12 protein-coding genes and 1 pseudogene are annotated in these 20,607 nt (G+C 72.0%); 6 read left to right on the top strand and 7 right to left on the bottom strand.

Features of this window, described 5'->3' with window-relative positions:
- Positions 1–27 precede the first annotated feature (27 nt).
- A complete protein-coding gene (locus AC1Z4A_RS07875) occupies positions 28–1,782 on the bottom strand; it encodes an NAD+ synthase (RefSeq protein WP_483677134.1) in 1,755 nt (584 codons plus the stop codon).
- A gap of 233 nt (positions 1,783–2,015) precedes the next feature.
- On the opposite strand from AC1Z4A_RS07875, the gene gadC reads away from it, so the two are divergent.
- From gadC to AC1Z4A_RS07855, 4 genes are all read left to right on the top strand, one after another.
- A complete protein-coding gene (gene gadC / locus AC1Z4A_RS07870) occupies positions 2,016–3,494 on the top strand; it encodes a glutamate/gamma-aminobutyrate antiporter GadC (protein ID WP_483677133.1) in 1,479 nt (492 codons plus the stop codon).
- Between the two features lie 45 nt (positions 3,495–3,539).
- Positions 3,540–4,412: an alpha/beta fold hydrolase gene (locus AC1Z4A_RS07865; protein ID WP_483677132.1), complete on the top strand. Its 873-nt coding sequence runs from the start codon at positions 3,540–3,542 to the stop codon at positions 4,410–4,412.
- Between the two features lie 182 nt (positions 4,413–4,594).
- Positions 4,595–5,956, top strand: coding sequence for a type I glutamate--ammonia ligase (glnA, locus tag AC1Z4A_RS07860; protein ID WP_483677131.1), 1,362 nt, complete (start codon positions 4,595–4,597; stop codon positions 5,954–5,956).
- 93 nt (positions 5,957–6,049) lie between these two features.
- Positions 6,050–9,148 carry a bifunctional [glutamine synthetase] adenylyltransferase/[glutamine synthetase]-adenylyl-L-tyrosine phosphorylase gene (locus tag AC1Z4A_RS07855; RefSeq protein ID WP_483677130.1) on the top strand — a complete coding sequence of 1,033 codons (3,099 nt, stop codon included), beginning with the start codon at positions 6,050–6,052 and terminating at the stop codon, positions 9,146–9,148.
- 64 nt (positions 9,149–9,212) lie between these two features.
- On the opposite strand, the gene AC1Z4A_RS07850 is transcribed toward AC1Z4A_RS07855, so the two are convergent.
- The 6 genes from AC1Z4A_RS07850 to AC1Z4A_RS07825 all read right to left on the bottom strand — a co-directional run bounded on the left by AC1Z4A_RS07850 (position 9,213) and on the right by AC1Z4A_RS07825 (position 16,113).
- Positions 9,213–10,067, bottom strand: coding sequence for a phosphatase PAP2 family protein (locus AC1Z4A_RS07850; protein WP_483677129.1), 855 nt, complete (start codon positions 10,065–10,067; stop codon positions 9,213–9,215).
- Between the two features lie 55 nt (positions 10,068–10,122).
- Positions 10,123–11,199 carry a LacI family DNA-binding transcriptional regulator gene (locus AC1Z4A_RS07845; protein ID WP_483677128.1) on the bottom strand — a complete coding sequence of 359 codons (1,077 nt, stop codon included), beginning with the start codon at positions 11,197–11,199 and terminating at the stop codon, positions 10,123–10,125.
- 25 nt (positions 11,200–11,224) lie between these two features.
- Complete coding sequence (locus AC1Z4A_RS07840; protein ID WP_483677127.1) at positions 11,225–12,859, bottom strand: glycoside hydrolase family 13 protein; 1,635 nt, start codon at positions 12,857–12,859, stop codon at positions 11,225–11,227.
- Positions 12,860–12,970: 111 nt separating this feature from the next.
- Entirely contained in the window at positions 12,971–13,864 is an 894-nt protein-coding gene (locus AC1Z4A_RS07835; protein ID WP_483677126.1) for a sugar ABC transporter permease, read from the bottom strand.
- On the bottom strand, positions 13,861–14,805 hold the full coding sequence (locus tag AC1Z4A_RS07830) for a carbohydrate ABC transporter permease (protein WP_483677125.1): 945 nt from the start codon (positions 14,803–14,805) through the stop codon (positions 13,861–13,863). Before AC1Z4A_RS07830 ends, AC1Z4A_RS07835 begins: the two co-directional genes overlap by 4 nt.
- 6 nt (positions 14,806–14,811) lie before the next feature.
- Positions 14,812–16,113, bottom strand: a complete 1,302-nt coding sequence (locus AC1Z4A_RS07825; protein ID WP_483677124.1) for an extracellular solute-binding protein — start codon at positions 16,111–16,113, stop codon at positions 14,812–14,814.
- Between the two features lie 314 nt (positions 16,114–16,427).
- Here AC1Z4A_RS07825 and AC1Z4A_RS07820 point away from each other — a divergent pair, with 314 nt between their 5' ends.
- Both AC1Z4A_RS07820 and pulA read left to right on the top strand, forming a co-directional pair.
- Positions 16,428–17,837: an alpha-amylase gene (locus tag AC1Z4A_RS07820; RefSeq protein WP_483677123.1), complete on the top strand. Its 1,410-nt coding sequence runs from the start codon at positions 16,428–16,430 to the stop codon at positions 17,835–17,837.
- Positions 17,838–17,944: 107 nt separating this feature from the next.
- Positions 17,945–20,521, top strand: a pseudogene (gene pulA / locus AC1Z4A_RS07815) (pullulanase-type alpha-1,6-glucosidase); the annotation flags it as partial.
- Positions 20,522–20,607: the final 86 nt, after the last annotated feature.

Below are 20,607 nucleotides of genomic sequence, written 5' to 3'. Positions count from 1 at the left end.
GGCCCGCTCAGTCGTGGGTCGGACGGCTCAGCCCGACTCCCGCCACCGGTTGGTGATCGGCAGTCGCCGGTCCTTGCCGAAGCCCTTCGCCGAGATCTTCGTGCCCGGCGGGTACTGGCGCCGCTTGTACTCGGCCGTGTCCACCAGCCGCAGCACCCGCGTCACCAGCTCCGCGTCGAAGCCCGCCGCCACGATCGCCGCGCGGCCCTGGTCGCGGTCGACGTACAGCTCCAGGATGCGGTCCAGGACGTCGTAGTCCGGGAGGGAGTCCGTGTCCACCTGGCCGGGGCGCAGCTCGGCGCTCGGCGGCTTGGTGATGGAGTTCTCCGGGATCGGCGGGGTCTCGCCGCGCTCCGCGGCCGCCGCGTTGCGCCACTTGGCGAGGTGGAAGATCAGGGTCTTGTAGACGTCCTTGATCGGGCCGTACGCGCCCACCGAGTCGCCGTACAGGGTCGAATAGCCGCACGCCAGCTCGGACTTGTTGCCCGGCGCGAGGACGATGTGGCCCTCCTGGTTGGAGATCGCCATCAGCATGGTGCCGCGCAGGCGGGACTGGAGGTTCTCCTCGGACAGGCCGGTCAGGCCCAGCTCGCCCATGTACGCGTCGAACATCGGGGCAATGGGCCGCACCCGGAAGTGCAGGCCCGTACGGCGGGCGAGTTCCTCGGCGTCCGCGATCGAGTGCTCCGAGGAGTAGCGGGACGGCATCGCCACGCCGTACACGTTCTCCGCGCCCACCGCGTCGACCGCGATCGCGGCGACGAGGGCCGAGTCGATGCCGCCGGACAGCCCGATGAGGACGCTGCGGAAGCCGTTCTTGGCGACGTACGCGCGCAGGCCCGTGACCAGCGCCTTGTAGACCTCTGCGTCGTCGCTCAGGTGCTGCACCGCACCCGCCGCGGGCTCCGGCTCGTACGCCGGGAGCGGCTCCGCGGAGAGGGTCACGTGCTCGATGCGCAGTCCGTCGTCAATGGTTCCCGAGGGGGCCTCGGCGGCGGCCGCCGGCAGGTCGAGGTCGACGACGACGCAGGTCTCCTCGAACTGCGGGGCGCGCACCACGACTTCGCCGTCGCGGTCCACGACGATCGTGTCGCCGTCGAAGACCAGCTCGTCCTGGCCGCCGGTCATCGCGAGGTACGCGGTGGTGCAGCCCGCCTCCTGGGCGCGCTTGCGGACCAGTTCGAGCCGGGTGTCGTCCTTCTCGCGCTCGTACGGCGAAGCGTTGACGGAGAGCAGCAGCCCCGCCCCGGCGGAGCGGGCGCCGGGCACCCGGCCGCCCTCCTGCCAGAGGTCCTCGCAGATCGCCAGGGCGACGTCCACGCCGTGCACGCGGACCACCGGCATCGTCTCGCCCGGCACGAAGTACCGGAACTCGTCGAAGACGCCGTAGTTCGGCAGGTGGTGCTTGGCGAAGGTCAGCACGGCCGCGCCGCGGTGGAGCACGGCGGCGGCGTTGCGCGGGGCACCGGCGGGGCGGCCCAGGCGGGGCTCCGCCGCCTCGCTGCGGTCGAGGTAGCCGACGATCACCGGCAGCTCCCCGAGTCCCTCCGCCTCCAGGCGGACGGCGAGCGCGCGCAGCGCCTCCCGGCTGGCCTCCACGAAGGAGGAGCGGAGCGCGAGGTCCTCGACCGGGTAGCCGGTCAGCGCCATCTCGGGGAACGCCACCAGATGGGCGCCCCGCTCCGCCGAGCGGCGGGTCCAGCGGACGATCGACTCGGCGTTCCCGGCGAGATCGCCGACGCAGGAGTCGATCTGGTTCAGGGCGAGACGAAGCTGAGGCACATCCGTCAGTGTAATCGTCTGACTGACACAATGGGGGGTTGGGAAGGCGGCCGTGCCGCGAGCCGTCCCGGGGTGCCCCGGTGTGTGCATGGTCACGATGCCCGGCGCCGATGTGCGCGCGGCGCCGCCGAGGCCCGATCATTGGCCGGGGCATTCGGCGCGAATGCCCGACCGCACCACCGCACGACCGCACGACCGCACTACGCAAGGCCGAAGGACGCTCTTCCCCCACCATGACCACCACGCAACAGGTCCGGGACGAACGTCCCCCCGCCGCTGCCGCCGCCCCCCTCCCCGCCCCGGGTGCCCCGCAGACCCAGTTCATCTCCTGGGTCACCCTCGCGATGATGACCACCGCCTCGGTGGCGAACCTGCGGCCCGCCCCCTCCATGGCCCTCTACGGGCTGGCCGCCGTCTTCCTGTACCTCGTCCCCGCCGTCGTCTTCCTCCTGCCGACCGCACTCGTCTCCGCCGAGCTGGCCTCCGGCTGGCCCGGCGGCATCCACCGGTGGGTGAGCGAGGGGCTCTCCAAGCGGCTGGGCTTCCTCGCCGTCTGGTGCCAGTTCGCGATGACGATCGCCTACTACCCGAGCCTGCTGGCCTATGTGGCGAGCACGTTCGCGTATGTCATCGACCCCTCGCTCGCGAGCAACGGCCTCTATATCGCCGTCGTCATCGTCGTCATCTACTGGGCGGGCGTCCTGGTCTCCTCGCGCGGCACCAAGGCGGTGGCCGGGCTCGCCGGCATGGGCCTGGTCGTCGGCACCCTGATCCCCGGCGTCGTCCTGGTCGCCCTGGGCCTGGTCTTCCTCGGCCAGGGCAATCCGTCCGCGGCGCCCATGGACTCCGGCCACGTCCTGCCGCCGTGGACCGGGCTGGCCAGCCTCGTGCTGATCGTCAACAACTTCCTGTCCTACGCGGGCATGGAGATGAACGGTGTGCACGTCTCCGCGCTGCGCGAGCCCGGGCGGGAGTACCCGCGCTCGATGTTCACCGCCACCGGGCTCGTCCTGCTGATCTTCATCCTGCCCGCGCTGGCCATCAGCTGGGTGATGCCGGGCGAGAAGCTGAGCCTCACGGCCGGCGTGATGCAGGCGTTCCAGGGCTTCTTCGACCACTTCCACGTCGGCTGGCTGACCAAGGTCGTCGGCCTGCTGCTCGTCGCGGCCGCGCTGGGCGGCATGCTCACCTGGATGGCCGGGCCGTCCAAGGGGCTGCTGATGGTCTCCCGGCAGGAGGGCTATCTGCCGCCCGTCCTCCAGAAGACCGACAGGAACGGCGTCCCGCGCAACATCATGATCGCGCAGGGCTTCCTGACCACGCTCATCGCGCTGCTCTACGCCTTCCTCCCCGACGTCTCCAGCGCGTACTGGATCTTCTCGGTCGTGACCACGCAGATCTACCTCGTCGTCTACCTGCTGATGTTCGCCGCCGCCGTCCGGCTGCGCCGCACCCGCCCCGACCGGCCGCGCGGCTTCCGCGTCCCGGCCCTGCACCTCGTGGCCGGGACCGGCTTCGCGGCGTCGGTCGCGGCCATGTGCATCGGATTCGTGCCGCCGGAGCAGTTCGGCGGCCAGCCGCTGTGGCGCTATCTGCTGATCGTCGGCGGCGGGCTGCTGACGCTCGGCTTCGTCGCGCCGCTGGCCTTCCTGGCCTTCCGCAAGCCGCACTGGGCGGCGGCCGGGGACCGGGAGCCCGCCGCGGTCGAGTAGCTTGTCCGTGCCCTCCGCCGAGAGGGCCGGACCAAGGGGGACTCGATGACCGGTACCGAACGCCCGCCGGGGCGGATGCTGCGCGTCGGCGGGGTCGCCCTGCACGTCCTGAGCGAGGGCTCGGGGCCCGTGTGCGTGCTGAGCCCCGGGCTCGGCATGAGCTGGTTCGACTGGGAGCCCGTCGTGCCGCTGCTCGCCCCGTACCGCACGGTGGTCCGCTTCGACCGCCCCGGCCTGGGGTTCAGCGCCCCGGCCGTCGAGCCGCCCACCGCCGCCGCCGAGGCCGCCCGGCTGGCGGGCGTCCTCGGCGTCCTGGGCCTGACCGGGCCGGCCACGGTCGTGGGGCACTCCCTGGCCGGGTTCCACGCCGAGGCGTTCGCCCGGCTGTACCCCGAGCGCACCGCCGGGATCGTCCTGGTCGACACCAGCGTCGAGGAGGACGCCCGGCCGGTACCGGCCCGCGGGCTGCGCACCGCCGCCGCCCGGGCGCACGGCGCGGCCCTCGCCGCCGCCGGGCTGCCCCGCGCCCTGGGCCCCGCCCTGCGCCGGCTGACCGTCCGCTCCGCCTCCCTCCACCGGCACGACCCGGCCCCCGCCGAGCTGGTGCGCCGCACCTACGGCACCGGGCGCGTCGCCCGCGCCGTCCTCATGGAGAACGCCCGCTACCGCGACGTCGCCGCCGAGCTGGAGGAGCTGCGCGACCGGTGCGCACTGCCGCCCGTCCCGGTCACCGTCCTCGCCGCCTCCGCGGGCACCGGCTCCTGGCCGGAGCGCCGCCGGCTCCAGCGCCAGCGCGCGCTCGCCGAGCGGCTCGACGGCCGCTTCGAGGCCGTCGCCCCGGCCGGCCACCTGCTGATGTACGACCGGCCGCAGGCCATCGCCGCGGCCGTGCTCGCGACGCCCTACATACGGGCCTGAGCACCGCCCCGCGCCGATGTGCGGTGACGCGTTGCATACGGGCATCAGTACGATGCACCCATGAGGCGGAACGGTGCGGAGGCCGCCCGGAAACCCCCCGGAAACCCGGGGACGTGATACTCGGGTCCCAGCCTGCGTCCGCGAGCTGAAACGAGCCGTCTGACCTGCAAGGATAGGTAGCTATGGATAAGCAGCAGGAGTTCGTGCTCCGCACGCTCGAAGAGCGCGACATCCGGTTCGTTCGGCTGTGGTTCACCGACGTGCTCGGCTATCTGAAGTCCGTCGCCGTCGCCCCGGCCGAACTCGAGCAGGCCTTCGACGAGGGCATCGGCTTCGACGGCTCCGCGATCGAGGGCTTCGCCCGGGTGTACGAGTCCGACATGATCGCCAAGCCGGACCCGGGCACCTTCCAGATCCTGCCCTGGCGCGCCGAGGCCCCCGGCACGGCCCGCATGTTCTGCGACATCCTCATGCCGGACGGCTCGCCCTCGTACGCCGACCCGCGCTACGTCCTCAAGCGCATCCTGGCCAAGACCTCCGACCTCGGCTTCACCTTCTACACCCACCCCGAGATCGAGTTCTTCCTGCTCAAGGAGAAGCCCGTCGACGGCACCCGGCCGGTGCCCGCCGACAACTCCGGCTACTTCGACCACACCCCGACCGGCGTCGGCATGGACTTCCGCCGCCAGGCCATCACCATGCTCGAATCCATGGGCATCTCGGTCGAGTTCAGCCACCACGAGGGCGCCCCCGGCCAGCAGGAGATCGACCTGCGCTACGCCGACGCGCTCTCCACCGCCGACAACATCATGACCTTCCGGATCGTGATGAAGCAGGTCGCCCTGGAGCAGGGCGTGCACGCCACGTTCATGCCCAAGCCGTTCTCGGAGTTCCCCGGCTCCGGCATGCACACTCACCTCTCGCTCTTCGAGGGCGACCGCAACGCCTTCCACGAGTCGGGCGCCGAGTACCAGCTGTCCAAGGTCGGCAAGTCCTTCATCGCCGGCCTGCTCCGGCACGCGGGCGAGATCTCCGCCGTCACCAACCAGTGGGTCAACTCCTACAAGCGCATCTGGGGCGGCTCCCAGCGCACCGCCGGCGCCGGCGGCGAGGCCCCCTCGTACATCTGCTGGGGCCACAACAACCGCTCCGCGCTCATCCGCGTGCCGATGTACAAGCCCGGCAAGACCGGCTCCACCCGGGTCGAGGTCCGCTCCATCGACTCCGGCGCCAACCCCTACCTGACCTACGCGGTGCTGCTGGCCGCGGGTCTCAAGGGCATCGAGGAGGGGTACGAACTCCCCGCGGGCGCCGACGACGACGTGTGGGCGCTGTCCGACGCCGAGCGCCGCGCCATGGGCATCGAGCCGCTGCCGCAGAACCTGGGCGAGGCCATCGATCTGATGGAGCGCAGCGAACTGGTCGCCGAGACCCTCGGCGAGCACGTCTTCGACTTCTTCCTGCGGAACAAGAAGCAGGAGTGGGAGGAGTACAGGTCGGAGGTGACCGCGTTCGAGCGGCGCAAGATGCTGCCCGTGCTCTGACCCGGCCGCCCCGGCCCGCGGCCGGGGCCCGATCCACCCGGGTCCGTCCAACCCAGGTCCGTCCACCGAGGTCCGTCCACCGAGGGGAGTCCGATGACCGTGCCCGAGGGGCGTCGCAGCAGCACGTACACCCGGCTGCTGAGATACGGGTTCACCGACGCGGCCGCCGCCGAGCGGCTGCTGGACGAACCCGGCCTGGCGGCCGTGCGCGCCGACCCGGTGCTCCTCGACGCCTTCGGCGCCACCGCCGACCCCGACCTCGCGCTGCGCGGCCTGTCCCGGCTCGTGGACGCCCTCGGGGAGGCGGCGGACGAGCGGCGGACGCTGCTGGACACCCTGATCACCGCCAAGCCGCTGCGCGACCGGCTGCTGGGCGTGCTCGGCGCCTCCGAGGCGCTCGGCGACCACCTCGCCCGCCACCCCGCCGACTGGCACGCCCTGGACAGCTTCGAGTCGGCCGACCTCAACCCCACGACGGCCGACTTCGAACGGGCCCTGGCCGAGGGGCTGCGCGGCGAGCGCGGCGCCGGACGCACGCCCCCCGACGCGCTGCGCGCCGCCTACCGCCGCTGCCTGCTGGCCATAGCGGCCCGGGACGTCGGCGGCACCGCGGACCTCGCCCGGACCGCCGCCGAGCTGGCCGACCTGGCCACCGCCACCCTCCGCGCCGCCCTGGCGATCGCCGCCGAGGAGCTGCCGGAGGACGCCGCCGCCTGCCGGCTGGCCGTCATCGGCATGGGCAAGTGCGGCGGCCAGGAGCTGAACTACGTCTCCGACGTGGACGTCGTCTTCGTGGCCGAGGCCGCCGACGGCGCGGCCGAGGGGCCCGCGCTCCAGGCCGCCACCCGGCTGGCCTCCCGCATGATGCGCGTCTGCTCCGACGTCACGCCCGAGGGCACGATCTGGCCCGTCGACGCCAACCTCCGCCCCGAGGGCCGCAACGGCCCCCTGGTGCGCACGCTCTCCAGCCACCTCGCCTACTACCAGCGCTGGGCCAAGACCTGGGAGTTCCAGGCCCTGCTCAAGGCCCGGCCCGTGGCGGGCGACGCCGCCCTCGGGCAGAGCTATGTGGACGCGGTGTCCCCCCTCGTCTGGCAGGCGGCCGAGCGCGAGAACTTCGTCGCCGACGTCCAGCAGATGCGCCGCCGCGTCGTCGACTCCATCCCCGCCGGGCAGATCGAGCGCGAGCTGAAGCTGGGCCCCGGCGGGCTGCGCGACGTCGAATTCGCCGTCCAGCTCCTGCAGTTGGTGCACGGCCGCAGCGACGCGGGCCTGCGCTCCCGCAACACCCTGGAGGCGCTGGCCGCCCTCGCCGCGGGCGGCTACGTGGGCCGCGCCGACGCCAAGGCCCTCGACGCCGCCTACCGCTTCCTGCGCGCCATGGAGCACCACATCCAGCTCCACCGGCTGCGCCGCACCCACCTCGTCCCCGAGGACGAGGGCGACCTGCGCCGCCTCGGCCGCTCCCTGGGCCGCACCTTCCGGTGGCCGGGCGGCAAGGAGCCCGTCGCCGAACTCGACCGCCAGTGGCGGCTGCACGCCCGCGAGGTGCGGCGGCTGCACGAGAAGCTCTTCTACCGGCCGCTGCTCGACGCCGTCGCCCAGCTCGAGCCCGCCGAGGCCCGGCTCAGCCCCGAGGCCGCCGGACAGCGGCTGGAGGCCCTCGGCTACGCCGACCCGGCCGCCGCCCTGCGCCACCTGGAGGCCCTCGCCTCCGGCGTCACCCGCAAGGCCGCCATCCAGCGCACCCTGCTGCCCGTCCTCCTCGGCTGGTTCGCCGACTCCGCCGACCCGGACGCCGGGCTGCTCAACTTCCACAAGGTCTCCGACGCCCTCGGCCGCACCCCCTGGTACCTGCGGCTGCTGCGCGACGAGGGCGCGGCCGCGGAGAACCTCGCCCGGGTGCTGTCCGCCGGCCGCCTCGCCCCCGACCTGCTGCTGCGCGCCCCCGAGGCCGTCGCCCTGCTCGGCGACCCCGGCGGGCTGCACCCGCGCGGCCGGGAGGCCCTGGAGCAGGAGGTGCTGGCCGCCGTGGGCCGCGCCGAGGACGCCGAGGCCGCGATCGTCGCCGTGCGCGGGGTCCGCCGCCGCGAGCTGTTCCGCACCGCGGCCGCCGACATCATCGGCGCGTACGGGCACAACGGCACATACGCCCGCACCCACGCCTCGGGGGAGCGGGGCACCGGCTCGCGCGGCGTGGCCGAGACGGCGGGCCCCGACCACGCGGCGCGGGCCGACATCGTCGGGGCGGCCGTCTCGGACATCAACGCCGCCACCGTCGCGGGCGCCCTGCGCGCGGCCGTGCGGGCCGAGTGGGGCGACACCCTGCCCACCCGCTTCGCCGTCATCGGCATGGGCCGCTTCGGCGGCCGCGAGCAGGGCTACGGCTCCGACGCGGACGTGCTGTTCGTCCACGAGCCGCGCGAGGGCGTCGGCGACGAGGAGGCGGCCAAGGCGGCCTTCGCCGTCGCCGGGGAGATGCGCCGGCTGCTGCAACTGCCCACCACCGACCCGCCGCTGCTCGTCGACGCCGACCTGCGGCCCGAGGGCAAGTCCGGGCCGATTGTCCGCAGCCTCGCCTCCTACGCCGCCTACTACCGGCGCTGGTCGCTGGTGTGGGAGAGCCAGGCCCTGCTGCGCGCCGAGCCGGTCGCCGGGGATGCGGAGCTGGGGCGGCGGTTCATCGAGCTGGTCGACCCGCTGCGCTATCCCGCCGAGGGCCTCGGCGAGGACGCGGTGCGCGAGATCCGCAGGCTCAAGGCCCGTATGGAGAGCGAGCGGCTGCCGCGCGGCGCCGACCCCACCACCCACACCAAGCTGGGCCGGGGCGGGCTCTCGGACGTGGAGTGGACCGTCCAGCTGCTCCAGCTGCGGCACGGCTGGGCCGAGCCGGGGCTGCGCACCACCCGCACCCGCGAGGCGCTCGCCGCGGCCTGCGCGGCGGGCCTGATCGGCACCGAGGAGGCCCGGACGCTGGACGAGGCGTGGATCCTGGCGACCAGCGTGCGCAACGCCGTGATGCTGGTCCGCGGCCGGCCCGGGGACACCTTCCCCGGCGACGCCCGGGAGCTGGCCGCCGTCGCCCGCTGCCTCGGCTACGGGCCGGGCCACGTCGGCGACATGCTGGACGACTACCGCCGCACCACGCGGCGGGCCAGGGCCGTGGTCGAGGAGCTGTTCTACGGGGCTTGAGATGTACGGGGTTTGAGTTGCGCGGGGCCCGGATCGGCGGGTCCCGCTTCTCCCCAGGATCGCGCTAGGCGCCCTTGACCGCCACATGGCGGGCCAGCCGCAGCGGGAACGCCCCGTACCAGGCGCGGGAGAGCCCGAAGCCGAAGCCCAGGCACAGCAGGCCGCCCACGGCGTCCAGCCAGAAGTGGTTGGCGGTCGACACGATCACCATCAGCGTCGCCACCGGGTACAGCGCGCCCAGCACCTTGGCCCAGGTGCGCCGCGCCAGCGTCGCGATGGTGATCCCGCACCAGGTCGACCAGCCGATGTGCATCGACGGCATCGCCGCGTACTGGTTGGACATGTCCGCCAGGTTGCCCGAGGCCATCGAGCCCCAGGTGTGGTGCACCACCACCGTGTCGACGAAGCCGGTGCCGTCCATCAGCCGCGGCGGGGCCAGCGGATACAGGTAGTAGCCGAGCAGGGCCACGGCAGTGGTGGCGAAGAGGACCAGCCGCGCGGCCGCGTACCGCCCCGGATGCCAGCGGTAGAGCCAGACCAGCACACCGACGGTCAGCACGAAGTGCAAGGTGGCGTAGTAGTAGTTCATGCCCACGATCAGCCACGTCACCGAGTTCACCGCCCGGTTGACGGTGTGCTCGACGGCGATGTGCAGCGATTGCTCCGCCTGCCAGATCCAGTCGGCGTTGCGCATCGCCGCCGTTCTCTGCTCGGGCACGGCGTTGCGGACGAGGGAGTACAGCCAGTAACTCACCGCGATCAGCAGCACCTCGAACCACAGGCGTGGGTGCCGCGGTGAGCGCAGTTTGCGTACGAAACCCTGGACGGTACGGTCCGCCGGAGCCCGCTCCCCGCGTTCGTCGGTGGGTGGCGGGACGGCCGTCCTGCCTTCCAGGGTCCTTGCTGTCGCTTCACCCATAAGACACGAGTCTGCCAGAAAGCCCCTGGCGGCAGATCATCGCAAGGTCAGCTCTTCACCCGTTTTCGGCCACTTTCGCCGCCGCCTCGCGGGGGCTTGTACGAGCGTCCGTGCGCACCCCCGGAGCCGACGCCGTCGACCCCCGGACGACGAGTTCGGGAAGGAAGACGAACTCGCTGTGCGGAGCCGGGGTGCCGCCCACCTCCTCCAGCAGTGCACGCACCGCGGCCTGCCCCATCGCCTGCACGGGCTGCCGGATCGTGGTCAGCGGCGGGTCGGTGAACGCGATGAGCGGGGAGTCGTCGAACCCCACCACCGAGACGTCGCGCGGCACTTCGAGCCCGTGCTGCCGCACCGCCCGCACCGCCCCCAGCGCCATCATGTCGCTCGCGCACACCACCGCCGTGCACCCCCGGTCGATGAGTGCCGAGGCCGCGGCCTGACCACCCTCAAGAGTGAACAGCGAATGCCGGACCAGACCCTCCGCCTCCGGACCGGCCACCCCCAGCTGCTCCCGCATGCTCGTCAGGAAGCCCTCGATCTTCCGCTGCACCGGCACATACCGCTCGGGCCCCAGGGCCAGCCCGATCCTGCGGTGCCCCAATGCGGCCAAATGGGTGATGGCGAGCCGCATGGCCGCCCGGTCGTCCGGCGAGACGAACGGCGCCCGCACCTTCGACGAGAAGCCGTTGATCAGCACGAACGGCACGCCCTGGGCGCGCAGCCGCTCGTAGCGCTGCATGTCCGCCGAGGTGTCCGCGTGCAGCCCCGAGACGAAGATGATCCCGGCGACCCCGCGGTCGACCAGCATCTCCGTCAGCTCGTCCTCCGTGGAGCCGCCCGGCGTCTGGGTGGCCAGCACCGGGGTGTACCCCTGGCGGGTCAGGGCCTGCCCTATCACCTGGGCGAAGGCCGGGAATATGGGGTTCTCCAGCTCGGGGGTGATCAGCCCGACCAGCCCCGCGCTGCGCTGCCGCAGCCGCACCGGCCGCTCGTAGCCCAGCACGTCGAGCGCGGCCAGCACGGACTGGCGGGTGGAGGCGGCTACCCCCGGCTTCCCGTTGAGGACACGGCTGACGGTCGCTTCGCTGACACCCGCCTGGGCTGCGATGTCGGAGAGCCGGGCGGTCACAGGAGGTGACTGTACCGGTCGCATGTCAGACTGCCCACCACACGCATGAATCGGCAGGAATACGCACCGTTCCGCCACCGAATTCCAGGGCGGCGGACGAGAGCACCGGCCGTCCCGGCACCGGCAGTGCCACCTCGCCACCGAGCGTGTTCAGCGTGCACACGAACCCCGGCCGGGAGAAGGCCAGTACGCCCTCCGGCGCCTCCAGCCACGTCATCTCCCCGTCCCCGAGCCCGGGCAGCTCCCGGCGCAGCGCCAGCCCCGAGCGGTACAGCTCCAGCGTCGAGCGCGGGTCGCCCGACTGCGCCTCCACCGACAGCGCTCCCCACTCCGCCGGCTGCGGCAGCCAGCTGCCGCCCGGGCCGAAGCCGTACGGGGCCGAGTCGCCCGACCACGGCAGCGGCACCCGGCAGCCGTCCCGCAGGCCATCCTGGCCGTCCCCGCGGAAGAACGCCGGGTCCTGGCGCACCTCGTCCGGCAGGTCCACGACCTCCGGCAGCCCCAGCTCCTCGCCCTGGTAGACATAGGCCGACCCGGGCAGCGCCAGCATCAGCAGCGCGGCCGCCCGCGCCCGGCGCAGGCCCTGCTCGCCGCCGCCGTAGCGGGTGGTGTGCCGCACCACGTCGTGGTTGGACAGCACCCAGGTCGTGGGCGCCCCGACCGACTGGGTGGCCGCCAGCGACGCGTCGATGACCTCGCGCATCGCCGCCGCCTCCCAGTCGCAGGTCAGGAACTGGAAGTTGAACGCCTGGTGCAGTTCGTCCGGGCGCACGTACAGCGCCAGCCGCTCGGACGTGGGCGCCCAGGCCTCGGCCACGCCGATCCGCTCGCCCGGGTAGGAGTCCAGCAGCCGCCGCCAGTCGCGGTGGATCTCGTGCACCCCGTCCTGGTCGAAGAACGGCAGCACCTGGGCGCCGATCAGCTTCGCCTGCTCGCTCAGCCCGATGTCCGGCAGCCCGGCGGCCTTGACCATGCCGTGCGCCACGTCGATGCGGAAGCCGTCCACGCCCAGGTCCAGCCAGAACCGCAGCACCGACGCGAACTCGGCCCGCACCTCCGGGTGCTCCCAGTTGAGGTCCGGCTGCTCGGACGCGAACAGGTGCAGGTACCACTCGCCCGGCGTGCCGTCCGGCCCCGTCGTACGGGTCCAGGCCGGGCCGCCGAAGACCGACTCCCAGTCGTTCGGCGGCAGTTCGCCGTGCTCGCCCTTGCCGGGGCGGAAGTGGTAGCGCTCGCGGGCCGGCCCCCCGGCACGGTCCGCGAGCGCGTCCTGGAACCACGCGTGCCGGTCCGAGGTGTGATTGGGCACGATGTCCACGATCACCCGCAGGCCCAGCCGGTGCGCCTCGCGCACCAGGTCGTCCGCGTCGGACAGCTGCCCGAACAGCGGGTCCACGGCGCGGTAGTCCGCGACGTCGTAGCCGCCGTCCGCCTGCGGCGAGGCGTAGAACGGCGTCAGCCACAGCGCGTCCACGCCCAGGCCCGCCAGGTGGGGCAGCCGCTCGCGGATGCCGCGCAGATCCCCGATCCCGTCGCCGTCGCTGTCGGCGAAGGAACGCACGTACACCTGGTAGATGACGGCGCTGCGCCACCAGCCGTCCGCACGCTCGGCGGGGTCCCCGGCGGCCGGGCGGACGGAGGGCGCGAGATCCTGGGTCATGTACTTCCTATCGGCTCGTAGTCTCGTGGTACGTCGCGAGGTTGCGTCTCGCGGTTGCGTCTCGTGGTGCGTGGCGGCTGCCAACGGCTCAACGACGGCCGGGGGCCGAGGTCAGCCCTTGGTGCCGCCCGCGGTCAGCCCGGCGACCAGGTGCCGCTGGGCGAGGAAGAAGACCAGTCCGGCCGGGACGGTGATGAGCACGGCCGCCGCCGTCATCAGCCCCCACTCGGCCTTCTGCTGGCCCACGAAGGTCTGCAGGCCCACGGCCAGCGTGTAGTGGTCCTCGCTGCTCATGAACTGGCTGGCGAAGGCGACTTCGCCCCAGGCGGTGATGAACGAGTAGAAGCCGGTGACGGCCAGGCCCGGCCGGGCCAGCGGCACGATCAGCCGCCAGAAGGTGCCGAACGGCGTCAGCCCGTCCACCCGGCCCGCCTCGTCGATCTCGGGCGGTATCGAGTCGAAGTAGCCCTTCAGCATCCAGGCGCAGAACGGCACCGATACCGAGCAGTAGGTGAGGATCAGGCCCGCGTACGAGTCCAGCAGCTCCAGCTGCCCGAGGATGTTGTAGAGCGGCACGATCAGCACCGCCATCGGGAACATCTGCACGACGAGGAAGGTCCACATCAGCGGCCGGTGGCCGGGGAAGCGCAGCCGGGACACCGCGTAGCCCGCGGTCGCCGCGATCAGCACGCCGAACACGGTCGCGCCCAGCGCCACGACGAGCGAATTGCCGAACCAGGTCAGGAACTTGGTCTCGCCCAGGATGTGGCTGTAGTTGGAGAAGCCGAACCCGACGAACCGGGTGGGCTCCTGCCAGCCGTCGCGCCCGCGCAGCGAGACGAAGACGATGAACAGGACCGGGAAGAGCGAGACGGCCGAGGCGAGGATCAGTGCCGTGTGCAGGGCGACCGACGCGCTGCGCGAACGCTGTCCGCGCAGCCGCGGGGCCTTGCCGGCGGCCTTTGCGGTGGTCCTGGCGGTGGCCTTGGTGGTGCTGCCGCTCATCGCGTCTCGGCCTCCTGTCGAGTCAGCATCCGGCGGTAGAAGACGGCGAAGACCAGCAGCAGGGAGAGGATGAGGATCCCGTATGTCGCCGAGCCCGCGTAGTCGCGGATGCCCTGGAAGGCGAGCCGGTAGGAGTAGGTCACCAGGATCTCGCTGTCCGAGCTGGCCCCCTGCCCGATCAGCAGGTAGATGACCTGGAACATGTTGAACGTCCAGATGACGCCCAGCAGGATCACCGTCCCGCTCACCGACCGCAGCCCCGGCAGCGTCACGTGCCGGAACCGCTGCCAGGGCGAGGCGCCGTCCATCTCGGCGGCCTCGTGCAGCTCGCTCGGGATGGACTGGAGCCCGCCGAGGATGGCCACCATCATGAACGGCACGCCCAGCCACACGTTGACCGCCACTGCCGACACCTTCTGCAGCGTGCTGTCGCCGAGCCAGTCGACCGGGTCCATGCCCAGCTTCGTCAGGAAGGCGTTGAGCACGCCGTACTTCTCGTTGAACATCAGCCGCCACGAGAAGGTGGCGACGAACGCCGGCACCGCCCACGGCAGGATCAGCAGCACCCGGTACAGCGCCCGGAACCGCACCTTGCGGTTGAGCAGCAGCGCCAGCCCGAGTCCCAGCGCGTAGTGCAGGATCACGCAGGACGCGGTCCAGACGACGGTCCAGGTGAGCCGCGAGTAGAAGTGGCCCTCCTGGCCGGACAGCACCTTCCAGTAGTTGTCCAGCCCGACGAACCGGTAGGTGGACGGGATGTGGTTGACGCCGATGGTGCGGCCGACGTTGGCCTCGTTGGCATCGGTGAAGGACAGGTAGATGCCCCGCCCCAGCGGATAGCCGACGAGGACCGCCAGCACGATGACGACGGGCAGCACCATCGCCCACGCGTACCAGTGGGTGCTGAAGGAACGCCTGACCCGGGTGACGACTGTGGCCATGAGGCCCTACTCCTCGATGCCGTAGTCCTTGAGGAGCGCGGACTGCCAGGCCTTGGCCGTGGCGTCCAGGCCCGCCTTGGGCTCCTCCTTCAGCGTCAGGATCTTCGTGTAGTGCTGGAGGTACTCGGTGAACAGGTCGCCGCCCTGCGGGATCGGCGGCCGCGGGTGGGCCTTGTCCAGCGCGCTGTGGAAGGCGTTGCGGACCGGGTCGGCGAGCACGGTCGGGGTGTAGGCCGACTTGCGGGTCGGCAGCACGCCGATGGCGTTGGAGACGCCCTCCTGCTGCGCGGCGTCGGTCATGAACTGCGTGAAGAGGTAGGAGGCATCGAAGTTCTTCGAGCCCGCGTAGACGACGAGGTTGTGGCCGCCGACCGGGGCGCCCGCGGTGCCGGTGGAGCCCGCCGGAATGGGCGCGATGCCCAGGTTGTCCCGGGACTTGTAGGCGTCGCCGCCGAAGATCTCCTTGGTCGCCCAGGGACCGTCGATCATCATCGCCAGCTTGCCGTTCTTGAAGTCCGTCTTGAGGGCGTTGTAGCCGTCGGTGCCGGCGGGCTTGGGCGCGGCGCCGGACTTGACCAGGTCGACGGCGGTCTCGATGCCCTTGAGCGAGGCGGGGGAGGAGATGGTGATCTTCTTCTTGGCGGCGTCGACCATGTCGCTGTTCTCGCCGTAGAGGAAGGGCAGGGAGTAGTAGCTGTCCGGGCTGAGGCCGATGCCGTCGGCGCCCGTCTTGTCCTTGATCTTGGCGGCCGCGTCCTTCACCTCCTGCCAGTTGGCCGGGGCCTTGTCGATGCCGGCCTTCTGGAACAGCTCCTTGTTGTAGAGGAGCCCGAGGGTGTCGGTGACCTGGGGGACGCCGTACGTCTTGCCCTGGTATGCCGCGTTCTTCAGCGGGCCCTCGAGGAAGTCGTCGCTCTTGTCGAGGGCGGGGGTGCCGGTGAGGTCCTTGAGGTAGCCGAGCTGGGCGAAGCCCGGGGTCCAGCCGACATCGGAGCGCAGGACGTCGGGGGCGCCCTTGCCGGTGGCGGCGGCGGTCTTGAACTTCTGCTGCGCCTGGTCGAAGGGCACGTTGACGTAATCGACCTTGATCTTCGGGTACTTGGCCTCGAAGTCCTTGACCAGCTTCTTGAAGGCCGGTGCCTCGTTGGTCGCGTCCGAGGTGTCCCACCAGGTGATGGTGCCGCTTACGCTGCCCGGGTCACTGGCCGCCTTGGCGCCGTCGCTCTTGCTGTCGCCGTCACCGCCGCACGCGGTCGCGGTCAGGGCCAGCACGCCGACGATGGCAGCGGCCGATATGCCTCTTCGCATATGGACTCTCCTCTTCAGGGAGGCCGCCTGAGGGGCAGGGCGGCCCGAGCTGAGGAGGAAGTTAACAGGCTGAAATCTCTTGCGAAAGACCTTGCAAGAACGAAACGGCGAGATTTCTCGGTTGTAACCGTCTCGTGTCCAGGGGGTTGACCGGCGCTGACGGGGCTCGTACGGTCTCGTGCGCGGCAAGTTCTCAATGGCTTGCGAACGGCTTGCGCAAGAACCTTCATCGGCCTTACGGGCACGGTGCGTTGCCGGACGCGGCCCCCGCTGCCTCATTCGCTCCGCTTTCCCCCACCTCCGGGAGCCCCCTCATGCCCGCGTTGCCCGCGTTGCCCGTGAAAGCCCGAAGAAGCCTGGCCGCGACATTCGTCCTCGCGGCCGCCGCCACGGTCTGCGCCCCGCAGCCGCCGCAGGCGCGGGCCGCCGCCCCCGGCGACAAGGACGTCACCGCAGTCCTCTTCGAGTGGAAGTACGACTCCGTGGCCAAGGAGTGCAAGGACGCCCTCGGCCCCGCCGGATACGGCTACGTCCAGGTCTCGCCGCCCCAGGAGCACGTCCAGGGCCCGCAGTGGTGGACCTCGTACCAGCCCGTCGGCTACCGCATCGCGGGACGGCTCGGGGACCGCACTTCCTTCGCGAACATGGTGACCGCCTGTCATGCGGCGGGCGTGAAGGTCGTCGTGGACGCCGTCGTCAACCACATGGCCGCGGCGCCCGGCACCGGCACCGGCGGCACGTCGTATACGAAGTACTCCTACCCCGGCCTCTACGGGGACACCGACTTCCACACCTGCCGCAAGCCCATCAGCAACTACACCGACCGCGCGGACGTCCAGAACTGCGAACTCGTCGGCCTCGCCGACCTCGACACCGGCAGCGACCACGTCCGCACCGCAATCGCCGGATACCTCAACGACCTGCTGTCCCTGGGCGCCGACGGCTTCCGCATCGACGCCGCCAAGCACATCGCGGCCGCCGACCTCGCCGCAATCAAGGGCAAACTGGCCAAGCCGGACGTCTACTGGAAGCAGGAGACCATCTACGGCGCGGGCGAGGCCGTGCAGCCGGAGGAGTACCTGGGCACCGGGGACGCGCAGGAGTTCCGCTACGCGCGGGACCTGCGGCGGGTCTTCCTGAACGAGCGCCTGGCGTACCTGCGGAACTACGGCGAGGGCTGGGGCTACATGCCCGGCGACCGGGCGTCCGTCTTCGTCGACAACCACGACACCGAGCGCGGTGGCGACACGCTCTCCTACAAGGACGGCGCCGCCTACACCCTGGCGAACGTCTTCATGCTCGCCTGGCCGTACGGCTCGCCCGACGTGCACTCCGGATACGAGTTCACCGACCGGGACGCGGGGCCGCCGAACGGCGGCGCGGTGAACGCGTGCTGGCAGGACGGCTGGAAGTGCCAGCACAAGTGGCCGGAGATCAAGGCGATGGTGGCCTTCCGGAATACGGTGCGCGGCACGGCGGTCGGCGACTGGTGGGACAACGGCTACCAGGCGATCGCCTTCGGGCGCGGCGACAAGGGCTATGTGGTCGTCAACCACGAGGCCTTCGCGCTGACGCGCACGTTCCAGACGAGCCTGGCGGGGGGTACGTACTGTGACGTGCAGAGCGGTCGTGAGGTGACGGTGGGTACGGACGGCCGCTTCACGGCGACGGTTGCGCCGAACACGGCCCTGGCGCTGCATGCGGGCGCGCGTACGTGCGGTTAGTTTTCCCCGATCCCGCCGGGAAGGGGCGGGGTAGGGGAAAGAAACCCCTCCCACCCCAAGGAGCACCCTTGACCCGAATACGCCTCGCCGCCCTCGCAGCGGCAACCCTGCTACCACTGGCCGGCATCGCCACCGCCACCACCCAAACCCCGCCCGCCGACGCCCAAGTCCAGTGGATCGACCGCGACACCGTCGCCTGGCCCAAGGGCCTCGGCGATCCCACTCGCCCCCACCACCTCGTCCACCAGAACGGGCGGTTCACGCTCGCCCGGCAGGCCGGCGGGCTGACCCCCGGCCAGCGAGCCCGTTACCCCCACCTGGCAGCCGCCGACTACGACGCCTTCCACGTCGAGGCAGCCACCGACGAAGCGGAGAGAACCGCCCTCACCGGCCCCCTCACCGCCGAGACGGACGACGGCGTCACCACCGGCGTCCAGACCCCCGGCGTCCTGGACGACCTCTACGCCGCCCGGGCGGCCACCGCACACCTCGGCCCCGTCTTCGACCACGACGGCCGCCCCACCCTCTCCGTCTGGGCCCCGACGGCCCAAAGCGTCGCCCTCGAACTGGCGGGCAGCACAGTCCCCATGCACCGCGACCCCGCGAGCGGCGTCTGGAGCGTCACCGGCCCCCGCCAGTGGACCGGCAAGCCCTACCGCTACGCCGTCACCGTCTGGGCCCCGACCGTCCGGGAGACCGTCACCAACCACGTCACCGACCCCTACTCCACCGCCCTCACCGCGGACTCCACCCACAGCCTGGTCACCGACCTCGACGACCCCGCCCTCGCCCCGCAGGGCTGGGCGCGGCTGCGCAAGCCCCCGGCCGTGCCCTTCCGCGACGCACAGATCCAGGAGCTGCACGTCCGCGACTTCTCCGTCGCCGACCGGACCTCCCGCCACCCGGGCGGCTACCTCGCCTTCACCGACCGCGACTCGGCCGGCATGCGCCACCTGAAGCAGCTCGCCGACGCCGGGACCTCGTACGTCCACCTGCTGCCCGTCTTCGACTTCGCCACCGTCCCCGAGCGGCGCGCCGACCAGAGCGGGCCCGGCCCCGACTGCGACCTCGCCGCCTTCCCGGCCGACTCCGACCGGCAGCAGGAGTGCGTCTCCCGCACCGCCGCCCGCGACGCGTACAACTGGGGCTACGACCCGCTGCACTACACCGTGCCCGAGGGCTCGTACGCCTCCGACCCGGACGGGCCGCGCCGGACCCTGGAGTTCCGGCGCATGGTGCAGGGGCTGGCCGGGTCCGGGCTGCGGACCGTGATGGACGTCGTCTACAACCACACCGCCGCCTCCGGCCAGGACGACAGATCCGTACTCGACCGGATCGTCCCGGGCTACTACCACCGTCTCCTGGCCGACGGCACCGTCGCCACCTCCACCTGCTGCTCCAACACCGCGCCCGAGCACGCCATGATGGGCAAGCTCGTCGTCGACTCGGTCGTCACCTGGGCGAAGGAGTACAAGGTCGACGGCTTCCGCTTCGACCTCATGGGCCACCACCCCAAGGCCAACATCCTGGCCGTGCGCAAGGCCCTCGACGCGCTGACGCCCGCCAAGGACGGCGTCGACGGCCGCTCGATCGTCCTCTACGGCGAGGGCTGGAACTTCGGCGAGGTCGCCGACGACGCCCGCTTCGTGCAGGCCACCCAGCGCAACATGGCCGGGACCGGCATCGCCACCTTCTCCGACCGCTCGCGCGACGCGATCCGCGGCGGCGGCCCGTTCGACGCCGACCCCCGGATCCAGGGCTTCGCCTCGGGGCTGTTCACCGACCCCAACGGCGCGCCCGCCAACGGCTCCTCCGAGGAGCAGCGGGCGCGGCTGCTGCATGCCCAGGACCTCATCAAGGTCGGGCTGAGCGGCAACCTCGCCGGCTACCGGTTCACCGACTCGACCGGCCGTACGGTCCGCGGCGCCGACGTCGACTACAACGGCTCGCCCGCCGGTTACGCCGCCGCGCCGGGCGACGCGCTGTCCTACGCCGACGCCCACGACAACGAGACGCTCTACGACGCCCTCGCCTACAAGCTCCCGCCCGCCACTCCGCCCGCCGAGCGGGCCAGGGCCCAGGTCGTCGCCATGGCCACCGCCGCCCTCTCCCAGGGCCCGGCCCTCTCCCAGGCGGGCACGGACCTGCTGCGCTCGAAGTCGCTGGACCGCAACTCCTACGACAGCGGCGACTGGTTCAACGTCATCCACTGGGACTGCACCCAGGGCAACGGCTTCGGCCGCGGGCTGCCGCGGGCCGCCGACAACGCGGCCAAGTGGCCCTACGCCAGGCCGCTGCTGGCCGACCCCGCGCTGCGGCCCGGGTGCGGGCCGATCACCTCGGCGTCGGCGGCGTACCGGGATCTGCTGCGGATCCGCACGACGGAGAAGGCGTTCAGCCAGGCCACGGCGGAGGGTGTGCAGTCGGCGCTGTCGTTCCCGCTGTCCGGGAGGGACGAGACGCCGGGGGTCGTGACGATGCGGCTCGGTGACCTGGTGGTCGTCTTCAACGCGACGCCGCGCGAGCAGGGCCAGCGGATCGCCGACTCGGCGGGCACGCCGTACGCCCTGCACCCGGTGCAGGCCCGCGGGGCGGACGCGACGGTGAAGTCGGCGTCGTACGAGGCGGGAACGGGGACGTTCCGGGTGCCGGGTCGGACGGTGGCGGTGTTCCGAAAGGGGTGACTTCCCCCGATCCCGCCCCTTCCCGAAACTGGGGGCAAGCCCCCAGCCCCCGGACCCCCGGTCCTCAAACTCCCCCAGCTACCGCT

Source organism: Streptomyces sp. 17_S59, from assembly GCF_056930295.1.
The sequence above is the reverse complement of the archived record's forward strand: the minus strand, read 5'-3'. Positions and strand labels throughout refer to the sequence as shown.